General features: G+C 74.7%; 9 protein-coding genes and 2 pseudogenes. 7 read left to right on the top strand and 4 right to left on the bottom strand.

Features of this window, described 5'->3' with window-relative positions:
- Positions 1-490 (bottom strand): annotated as a pseudogene (locus tag GA0115240_RS25320) (ATP-dependent DNA ligase); the annotation flags it as partial.
- A gap of 166 nt (positions 491-656) precedes the next feature.
- On the opposite strand from GA0115240_RS25320, the gene GA0115240_RS25315 reads away from it, so the two are divergent.
- Positions 657-1,280 carry an alpha-ketoglutarate-dependent dioxygenase AlkB gene (locus tag GA0115240_RS25315; RefSeq protein WP_093739992.1) on the top strand — a complete coding sequence of 208 codons (624 nt, stop codon included), beginning with the start codon at positions 657-659 and terminating at the stop codon, positions 1,278-1,280.
- On the opposite strand, the gene GA0115240_RS25310 is transcribed toward GA0115240_RS25315, so the two are convergent.
- Positions 1,246-2,928, bottom strand: coding sequence for an MFS transporter (locus GA0115240_RS25310; RefSeq protein ID WP_237555194.1), 1,683 nt, complete (start codon positions 2,926-2,928; stop codon positions 1,246-1,248). The two genes, GA0115240_RS25315 and GA0115240_RS25310, sit on opposite strands and share 35 nt — an antisense overlap.
- Before the next feature lie 325 nt (positions 2,929-3,253).
- Between GA0115240_RS25310 and GA0115240_RS25305 the strand changes: the two genes are divergently transcribed.
- From GA0115240_RS25305 to GA0115240_RS25280, 6 genes are all read left to right on the top strand, one after another.
- Positions 3,254-4,399, top strand: a complete 1,146-nt coding sequence (locus tag GA0115240_RS25305; RefSeq protein ID WP_093739990.1) for a carboxylate-amine ligase — start codon at positions 3,254-3,256, stop codon at positions 4,397-4,399.
- On the top strand, positions 4,396-4,926 hold the full coding sequence (locus tag GA0115240_RS25300; protein WP_093739988.1) for a DUF6328 family protein: 531 nt from the start codon (positions 4,396-4,398) through the stop codon (positions 4,924-4,926). Before GA0115240_RS25305 ends, GA0115240_RS25300 begins: the two co-directional genes overlap by 4 nt.
- Before the next feature lie 214 nt (positions 4,927-5,140).
- Positions 5,141-5,680, top strand: a complete 540-nt coding sequence (locus GA0115240_RS25295) for a type 1 glutamine amidotransferase domain-containing protein (protein ID WP_093739986.1) — start codon at positions 5,141-5,143, stop codon at positions 5,678-5,680.
- Positions 5,677-6,156: a DUF5709 domain-containing protein gene (locus GA0115240_RS25290; RefSeq protein ID WP_093739984.1), complete on the top strand. Its 480-nt coding sequence runs from the start codon at positions 5,677-5,679 to the stop codon at positions 6,154-6,156. The genes GA0115240_RS25295 and GA0115240_RS25290 overlap by 4 nt, the downstream gene beginning before the upstream one ends.
- 111 nt (positions 6,157-6,267) lie before the next feature.
- Positions 6,268-6,918, top strand: coding sequence for a hypothetical protein (locus GA0115240_RS25285; RefSeq protein ID WP_093739982.1), 651 nt, complete (start codon positions 6,268-6,270; stop codon positions 6,916-6,918).
- 100 nt (positions 6,919-7,018) lie between these two features.
- Entirely contained in the window at positions 7,019-7,780 is a 762-nt protein-coding gene (locus GA0115240_RS25280; protein ID WP_093739980.1) for a class I SAM-dependent methyltransferase, read from the top strand.
- Positions 7,781-7,808: 28 nt separating this feature from the next.
- Here GA0115240_RS25280 and GA0115240_RS25275 read toward each other — a convergent pair whose 3' ends face one another.
- Positions 7,809-8,369, bottom strand: coding sequence for a flavin reductase family protein (locus GA0115240_RS25275; protein WP_093739978.1), 561 nt, complete (start codon positions 8,367-8,369; stop codon positions 7,809-7,811).
- A 142-nt stretch (positions 8,370-8,511) separates the two neighbouring features.
- Positions 8,512-8,714 (bottom strand): annotated as a pseudogene (locus tag GA0115240_RS37220) (alpha/beta hydrolase); the annotation flags it as partial.

The raw sequence follows: 8,714 nt of genomic DNA, 5'->3' as shown, positions 1-8,714 counted from the left end.
CCACCGCCACCGGTTCCAGGCGCCGGCCACGCATCACCGCGCGGCGCACGCCGGCCGGCGCGCTCCCGGTCCGCCGCGCCAGCCCTTCCACCGCGGCCGCGTCCAGCGCGCCCTGCCGCACCTCACCGGTCAGCAGGCCCAGCAGGTACTCCTGCTCCGGCGCCGTCGCGGCGCCGAACAGCTGCTGGAGCAGTGCCCGGCGGCCGGCCTGGGCGCCCGGTCCCGACACCGCGCCCACGCCGGTCAGCGCCCGGTCCACCGCGAGCACGGTCAGGGTCGGCTCGGCGGCCGGCGCCGCCCGGTCGCGCAGCGCGGCCCAGCCGATGCCGAGCCGGCCCTGCGGCAGCCGGCCGGCCAGGTACGCGATGGCGATCGGCGCGTCGGCCGGCTCGGCGTCCCGGAAGAACTCGGCGAGCAGCGAGGTCTTGCGCGACCGGGCGGAGGTCCGCGCGATCTCCCGGGAGACCCGGGCGACTTCGGCGAAGAGCATGCGTCCATCCTGCGTCGGGCGGCCCGCTCGTGCTTCCCGCCGCGGCGCGGGCGCGGTGCCGCTGCTGTCCCGCCGTCCCGGGCCGCAGGTCCGCGATCCGCGGTGCGATCCCGAGCGGGGGGCGGGATTCGAATATACGTGCGATTGCTGCGGTAATGTAGCAACCATGCACCACCAGCAAGTGTCCCTCTTCGGAACCGGAGACCCCGGAATCGGCGATCTGGCCGCGGCACGCCGCACCGAGCTGGGCCGGGGCGCCTGGATCGACACCCTGCCCGGCTGGCTGAGCGGCGCCGACGACCTCTTCGCCCGGCTGGCGGCCGAGGTGCCCTGGCGGGCCGAGGAACGCCGGATGTACGACAACATCGTCGCCGTCCCGCGCCTGCTCGCCCACTACGGCTGGGGCGATCCGCTGCCCGAGCCCCTGCTCGACGACGCCCGCGCCCGGCTCAACGCCCACTACGCCGAGGAACTCGGCGAGGCCTTCGTCACCGCGGGCCTGTGCTACTACCGCGACGGCCGCGACAGCGTGGCCTGGCACGGCGACCGGATCGGCCGGGGCAACGAGCAGGACACGATGGTCGCCATCGTCTCCCTCGGCGAGCCGCGACCGCTGCTGCTGCGCCCCCGCGGCGGCGGCGGCGCCACCGTCCGGCAGCCGCTCGGCCACGGCGACCTGATCGTCATGGGCGGCTCCTGCCAGCGCACCTGGGACCACTCGATCCCCAAGACCCGGGCCGACGTCGGCGGCCGCATCAGCGTGCAGTTCCGGCCGCGGGGCGTGGCCTAGGCCGTGTCTGACAAATCCCGCCTGCCCCGCGACGCCTGGCACGCGCGCTCGCTGCGTTGTCGGGGTCGTCCGAGTAGCCCACTACGAGGACACCCCTCCGCCTTGCGATCGCACGCACCAGACGCCGCGGGGCCCCGCCCTGCGGGCGGACGGCGCTATTTGTCAGACACGGCCTAGCCCTCGATCGCGTGCCGGCACGTGCGTGGGTCAGCCGTGGTCCGCGCCCGCCGGATAGGGCTCCTCGTGCCCCCTGCCCGGCGCCCCCGGGCGGCCGCCCCTTCCCGGCGTCCGGCGGGGTGGACGGGCCGGTGATGATGTCCACCAGGGCCACGATCAGCGCCAGCGCGGCCAGCCCGGTCGCGGTCAGCAGCCCCAGCTGGAAACCGCCGGACCAGTCCGGGCGGGCGCCGCCCACCCGGTTGAAGAACACCGAGCCGACCGCGGCGATACCGGCCGCGGAGCCGATCCGCTGGGCGGTCTGGAGCACACCGCCCGCGCTGCCCGCCCGGGCCACCGGGACCTCGCTGAGCGTCAGGGTCTGGTTCGGCGAGATGACCAGGCCGCTGCCGAGCCCGGCCAGCAGCAGCGGGGCCGCGGTGACGAAGCCCACCGAACGGCCGGCCTCCAGATGCACCGCCAGCACCGCGCCCAGCAGCCCGATCACCACCATCACCAGCCCGGCCGCCACCAGCGGGCGCCCGATCCGGGTCACCACCCGGCCCCCGACCGCTGCCGCACCCGCCGAACCCAGCGCGAACGGCATGATCGACAGGCCCGCCTCCAGCGCGGTGTACCCCCGCCCGTTCTGCAGGAACAGGGTGAAGATGAAGAACACCGCGGTGAAACCGGCGAAATACAGCAGCGACAGCAACACCCCGAGCCCGTACGACCGGTGCCGGAACAGCGACAGGTCCACCAGCGGCGCGTGCCGCACCGCGTGCCGCCGCTCCCACCCGACGAAAGCCGCCAGGACCACCAGCGACACCGGGATCAGCACCCACTTCAGCGGGCCGGACCACTGCCGCTCCTGCACGAACGGCAGCAGCAGGGCGACGGTGCCCAGGCCCAGCAGCAGGACCCCCACCGGGTCCAGATCGGTGCGGCGGCGCGGTTCGCCCGGCTCGGGCCGCGGCGGGCCCGGCAGCAGCCGGTGGGCCAGCGGCAGCGCGATGGCACCGATCGGCAGATTCACATAGAAGACGGCGCGCCAGCCCTCATGGGTGCCGAACGCCTGGATCAGCAGGCCGCCGAGCAGCGGGCCGATCGCCGTCGACACCCCGATGGTCGCGCCCAGCAGGCCGAACGCCCGGCCCCGCTCGGCGCCGCGGAACATCTGCTGGATGAAACCGGACACCTGCGGGACGAGGATGCCGCCCGCCACACCCTGCAGCAGCCGCGCGGCGACCAGCCAGGACTCGTTCTGCGCCGCGCCCGCCAGAGCGCTGGTCACGGTGAACATCGCGAGCCCCACCAGGAAGACGGTGCGCCGCCCCCGGACGTCGCCCACCCGGCCGGCCGACACCAGCACCAGGCCGAAGGTCAGCGCGTAGCCCGACAGCACCCACTGCAGCCCGCTCTGCGAGGCGCCGATACCGGTCCGGATCGAGGGCAGCGCGACATTGACGATGCTCACGTCGAGCAGCGTCATGAAACTCGCCGTCAGACACACCGCCAGGGCGGGCCAGCGGCGGTCGTGGCCCCCGGCCGTCCGCTCCGGTCCGCCCCCAGCGCTCGCGGCGGCCCCCGACGCGTCCCGGCGGCCCCGGGACGGTTCCTGCGGTTGCCACGCTGAGGCGTGCGCTGTGCCCACGGTGTGCGGTCCTTCCCTCGGGCTGCGGCAGATATACGCAAAACGGGTGCCCCGTAGCCCTGCCGCTCATGCGTACGACCGCCCCGGGGCCACCGCCCGGCCCACCGCCGCGGGCCGGAACATGCACCTGGTGACGTACCGGATCCGGGGTAGACCTCCTCCCATGACGACCGCGCACGCCACCCTCGGCGTTGAAGAGGAGTACCTGCTGCTCGATCGGGAGACCGGGCTGCCGGCCCCCCGGGCCCGGCAGGTCCAGGAGGCGGCCGACCTGGAACCGGTGCTCGGGCGTGACGAGGTCGACAGCGAGCTCCTGCAGGCCCAGGTCGAAGTCGCCACCCCCGTGTGCACCGGCCTGGACGACGTGACCGGCCACCTGGCCCGTTTCCGGCAGGCGGTCGGCGCGGCCGCCGACCGGGCCGGCTGCCGGCTCGCCGCGACCGGCGGCGCCCCGATGAGCTCCGGCCGCACCGTGCCCGTCACCCAGAACCAGCGCTACCAGCGGATGCGGATCGACGCCGGCCGGCTGGTGGACGAGCAGCTCATCTGCGGTATGCACATCCATGTGGCGGTCCCGGACCGCTCGGCGGGCGCCGCCGCGCTCGGCCGGATACGGCCCTGGCTGCCCGTCCTGGTCGCGCTCGGCGCCAATTCGCCGTTCTGGGACGGCCGCGACACCGGCTTCGCCAGCTGGCGCACGGTGGTCTTCGGCCGCTGGCCGGTCAGCGGCTCGCCGCCGTTCTTCGCCGACGGCGTCGCGTACGAGCGCCGGGTCGACGCGCTGCTGGCCACCGGCGTGATCCGGGACCGCCACCAGCTGTACTGGCACGCCCGGCTGTCCGAGGAGTACCCGACGCTGGAGGTCCGCACCCCGGACGTACAGCTCGACATCGACAGCGCCGTCACCCTGGCCGGCATCGCCCGCGCCCTGGTGACGACCGCGCTGCGCGCCTCCCGGCGCGGCGCCCGCCCGCTGGACCCGCCGAGCAGCATCCTGTACGCGGCGGGGTGGCACGCCGCCCGCCACGGCCTGGCCGACGACCTGGTGGACCCCCGGCACGGCACCCCCGCCCACGCGGCCGACGTGGTCGGCGCGCTGCTCGACCACATCGGCCCGGCGCTGGTCGAACTCGGCGACGCCGAACGGGTCACCGCCGGTGTCGGCAGACTGCTCGACCTGGGTACCGGCGCGACCCGGCAGCGCCGCGCCCTGTCCGAAGGCGGCCTGGACGCGCTGCTGGACCTGATCGCACCGCGGCCCGCGGCCCGCGGTGCCGTACCGGACCAGCCGGAGGGAGCCTGGCGATGACCGACCACCCCAGCGGCGACGCCGACCGGAGCCGCGAGGGCGCCGACCGCGGCTGGGGGCGGGGCGACGAGACACCCGAGGAGCGCGCCGACCGGCGCTGGGGCGACCTGCTCCAGGAACTGCGCGTCGCCCAGACCGGCGTCCAGATCCTGTTCGGATTCCTGCTCACCGTGGTCTTCCAGCAGCGCTTCACCGGCCTGTCCGCCGCCGACCGGCACCTCTACACCGTCACCGTGGTGCTCGGCGCGGCGACCACCGGCGCGCTGATCGGCCCGGTGTCCATGCACCGGCTGCTCACCGGCCGCCGGCTCAAGCCGGAGACGGTGCTGCTGGCCTCCCGGCTGACCGTGCTCGGCCTGGTGCTGCTGCTGTGCACCATGGCCTCCACGCTGCTGCTCGTGCTGCGGGTGGCGATCCACGACAGCTGGGCCGCCTGGCTGGTCGGCGCGATGGTGGTGTGGTTCGCGCTGTGCTGGTTCGCACTGCCGCTGTGGGCCAGGCATCGCAGCAACCCCGAAGACGCCTGATGATGGAAGGGAGGGCGCTCGCGCCGAGCGGCGCTCTCCCGGGTCCAGGGCGGCCGGTGTGGCGATCGTTTCCGTCCCGATCACCCGGGTAGGCGTCTCGCCGTAGCGGCGGGAGGCCCGGTTTGAACGGGTTCCGGCGGCCCGCGGGGCGACGCAGGCTCCGCGGGGCGGCCTCCCGTCCGACCGATCGACACGCGAGAGGACGTGATCGTCCGTGCGAACCGCATTCCTGGTGGCGCCGGAGGGCGTCGAGCAGATCGAACTCACCTCGCCCTGGCAGGCGCTCACCACGACGGGCGAGACCCCGCAGCTGCTGTCCACCGCGCCGGGCTCCGTCCAGGCGTTCAACCACCTGGACAAGGGCGACACCTTCCCGGTGGACCTGACGGTGGACCGCGTCTCGGCGGACGACTTCGACCTGCTGGTGCTGCCCGGCGGAGTCGCCAACCCCGACGCGCTGCGGACGGACGAGCGGGCGGTGGACTTCGTCCGGGGCTTCTTCGACGCCGGCAAGCCGGTGGCCGCGATCTGCCACGCGCCCTGGACGCTGGTCGAGGCCGGCGTGCTCCAGGGGCGCACCCTGACCTCCTGGCCGAGCCTGCGGACCGACATCACCAACGCCGGCGGCAGCTGGGTGGACGAGAAGGTCGTGGTCTGCGCCAACGGCCCGAACACGCTGATCACCAGCCGGAAGCCGGCCGACCTCGACGCCTTCAACAAGAGGATCCTGCACGAAGTGGGGGCGATGACATGACCGAGCCCGCGGATTTCGGCATGGGGGACGACGTCTACCAGCCGGACGACAGCGAGATCCGGGAGGACGCCGGACCGCTGGAGCCCGAGGACACCCTGGTGGACCGCGGCCTCGACGACGTGCTGGACGAGGGCTACTCGCCGCCGGAGCGGCCGCTGGTCGTCAATGACACCGGCACCACCGCCGAGGAACAGCGCGACGGCGAGTCCCTGGACGTCCGGCTGCGGCGGGAGACCCCGGACCAGGGGCCGTCGGCCGGCGACGGGCTGGGCGACAGCAGCGACACCGACGGCGAGCTGTACGACGACGAGGTCGGCGACCGCCGCTCGGGTCGGCTGATCGGCCCCGGCGAAGGCGCCCACCTCCAGGACGAGGGAGTGACCGCCCTGGACGTCGGCATCGACGGGGGCGCGGCCTCCGCCGAGGAAGCCGCGGTCCACGTCGTACCCGACCGGGAGGAAGACACCTTCGACTGACTCGGGGAAGCCCCCGCCGGGCGCCGGCGGGGGCAGCGGCGCGATCCGCGGCCGGCGAACCCCGCCGGCGGGCGGACCCGCCCGGCAAGCGAGCACAGAAGGAGCGGTGGGATGGCAGCAGCGAGCGGAAGCAACCAGCACGACCCGCGCGCAGCGGGCGGCGACCGGACCGGCGGCCACAGCGGCGCCGGATCGACGGGCATCGCCTCGAAGGGCGGCCGACACGCCAGGGAACGCACCGGGCGGCGGGCCTTCCACTGGCCGCACCGCCGCCGCAAGGACGGGCCCGGCGCGGCCGTCGCCCCCGAGGCGACCTACCACCGCAACGGGGAGAAACTGCCCACCGGCCTCGGCGCCAGCCTGGTCACCTCCGGCTCGCTGCTGCTCGCCATGGTCGAGGACGTCCGCATGCGCGGCGTCGTCGAACCCGAGGAACTGCGCCCGCTGGCCGACTCCTTCGCCCGGCACTCGGCGGCGAAGGAGGCCACCGTCCGCAAGGTGCTGACGCGGCGGAACATCGCGGTCGATGTGGTGGAACGCGACCGGCAGGAGGGCGACTTGATCCAGGGCATCCTGGACAAGGCCCTCACCGGCCGCCACCCCGACGAAACCCGCACGCTGACCATCGACGGCGCGCTCGCCCAGATGTACCAGTACCTCTTCCACGAGCGCCGCGACCTGGTGCCCGCGATCGAGCAGGCGATGTCGCCCGAGGACAGCGAGAGCCTCGCCGCCGCCTTCGAGGCCATCTCGGCCGGATGACGGCGCGGCGCCGGGCACTGCCGGGCTCCGCCGGCGCCGGGCTGTCTCCGCCGGCGAAATCCACTGGCCCGCCGGTCCGTTGGACGGCCAGGATGAGGCCATGCCCCGTACCTTCGACGAACTGGTGGCCGAGGCCGACTCCGTGTCGGTCGACGGCTGGGACTTCTCCTGGCTGGACGGCCGGGCCACCGAACAGCGGCCCTCCTGGGGCTATCAGCGGCTGATGGGGGAGCGGCTGGCCCGGGTGGGGGCGGCGCTGGACATCCAGACCGGCGGCGGCGAGGTACTGGCCGGTGCGCCGCTGCTGCCCCCGGTGATGGCCGCCACCGAGTCCTGGCCGCCGAATCTGGCCAAGGCCACCGCCCTGCTGCACCCGCGCGGCGCGGTCGTGGTCGCCGACGCCGACGAACCGCCGCTGCCGTTCGCCGACGCGGCCTTCGACCTGGTGACCAGCCGCCACCCGGTGACCGTGTGGTGGCAGGAGATCGCCCGGGTGCTGCGGCCCGGCGGCCGTTACTTCGCCCAGCACGTCGGCCCGGCGAGCGTCGTCGAACTGGTCGAGTTCTTCCTCGGCCGGCAGCCACCGCGGGTGCGCGAGGGCCGCCACCCCGACCGGTCCCGCGAGGGCGCCGCCGCGGCCGGGCTCGACGTGCTCGATCTGCGCCTGGAATCACTGCGGATGGAGTTCCTGGACATCGGCGCGGTGGTCTACTTCCTGCGCAAGGTGATCTGGATGGTGCCGGGCTTCACCGTCGAGCAGTACCGGGACCGGCTGCGGGACCTGCACGAACTCATCGCGGCCGAGGGGCCGTTCGTGGCCCATGCCACCCGGTATCTGATCGAGGCGGGCAAGCCGGCCTGATCGGGTGCTCCCGGGGCCGGTGGGTCCGTCAGGTGCCCGAAGCGGTGTCGAAGGTGCCGAAGGCCCCGTTGTGGTGCACCAGCGGCGCCGCCGCGGCCGGGCCGCCGGCCGCCAGGATGCGACCGACCACCAGGAAGTGGTCGCCGATGTCGTGGACTTGGACGGTCCGCGCGGTCAGCCACGCGTCGACCCCGGCGAGCAGCGGGACACCGCCCTCCCCGGGCGCCCACGCCACGCCCGCGAACCGGTCCACGCCGCTGCGGGCGAACCCCCTTGCCAGCTCCGTCTGTTCGGCGGCCAGCAGATGGACGGCGAACAGATCCGCGGCCCGTACCGCCGCCGCGGTCGACGCGGTCGACGCCAAGTAGAAGGAGACCAGGGCGGGTTCGAGCGAGGCGGAGGTGAAGGAGGTGGCGGTGAAGCCCGCGGGCCCCGGCACGGTCACCACCGCCACGGTGTTCGCCTGCCGGCGCAAGGTCCTGCGCAGCAGATCCGCGCCGCCGGCCTCCGGCGGCTGACCCGGACGCGGGGCGGGGGCCCGGTGGGCGGAGTCGGCGGCGGTAGCGGCAAGGGAGGGGGTCACAGTCATGGCGAGCGGTTCCTTCCGGGGCGGGGACGGCCGAACTGGCCGCGAGGCGTCGGGCCTTGTCGGGCACGCGTTCCGAACGGGCGGGCCGTGACGGCCTCGCGTGAAGGGGAGGCGGACCGGGCGGGTCCGCCTCCCGGGGAGCTCAGAAGACCGCGCTGCCCTCCACGGTCAGCAGGGGCGGGCCGGCCGCGCGCAGGCGCTCCAGCCACTGGACGACGAGGGCGGCCACACTGCGGTGCTGGATGTCGTTAAAGGTGTCGTGGCGCCCGTCGGTGACCACGGCCAGGGTCGCGGCGGGCAGCAGGGCGGCCAGCGCGCGGGCCCGCGCGGGCGGTGAGACCGGGT

It is taken from the genome of Streptomyces sp. DvalAA-14 (assembly GCF_900091855.1).
Lineage (GTDB): Bacteria > Actinomycetota > Actinomycetes > Streptomycetales > Streptomycetaceae > Actinacidiphila.
The sequence above is the reverse complement of the archived record's forward strand: the minus strand, read 5'-3'. Positions and strand labels throughout refer to the sequence as shown.

What these genes read in the sequence shown, in the direction of transcription:
- GA0115240_RS25275 (WP_093739978.1), bottom strand. Translation starts at nt 8,369, where the DNA reads ATGACTGTGACCCCCTCCCTTGCCGCTACCGCCGCCGACTCCGCCCAC.
- GA0115240_RS25305 (WP_093739990.1), top strand. Translation starts at nt 3,254, where the DNA reads ATGACGACCGCGCACGCCACCCTCGGCGTTGAAGAGGAGTACCTGCTG.
- GA0115240_RS25315 (WP_093739992.1), top strand. Translation starts at nt 657, where the DNA reads ATGCACCACCAGCAAGTGTCCCTCTTCGGAACCGGAGACCCCGGAATC.
- GA0115240_RS25300 (WP_093739988.1), top strand. Translation starts at nt 4,396, where the DNA reads ATGACCGACCACCCCAGCGGCGACGCCGACCGGAGCCGCGAGGGCGCC.
- GA0115240_RS25285 (WP_093739982.1), top strand. Translation starts at nt 6,268, where the DNA reads ATGGCAGCAGCGAGCGGAAGCAACCAGCACGACCCGCGCGCAGCGGGC.
- GA0115240_RS25280 (WP_093739980.1), top strand. Translation starts at nt 7,019, where the DNA reads ATGCCCCGTACCTTCGACGAACTGGTGGCCGAGGCCGACTCCGTGTCG.
- GA0115240_RS25290 (WP_093739984.1), top strand. Translation starts at nt 5,677, where the DNA reads ATGACCGAGCCCGCGGATTTCGGCATGGGGGACGACGTCTACCAGCCG.
- GA0115240_RS25310 (WP_237555194.1), bottom strand. Translation starts at nt 2,928, where the DNA reads ATGACGCTGCTCGACGTGAGCATCGTCAATGTCGCGCTGCCCTCGATC.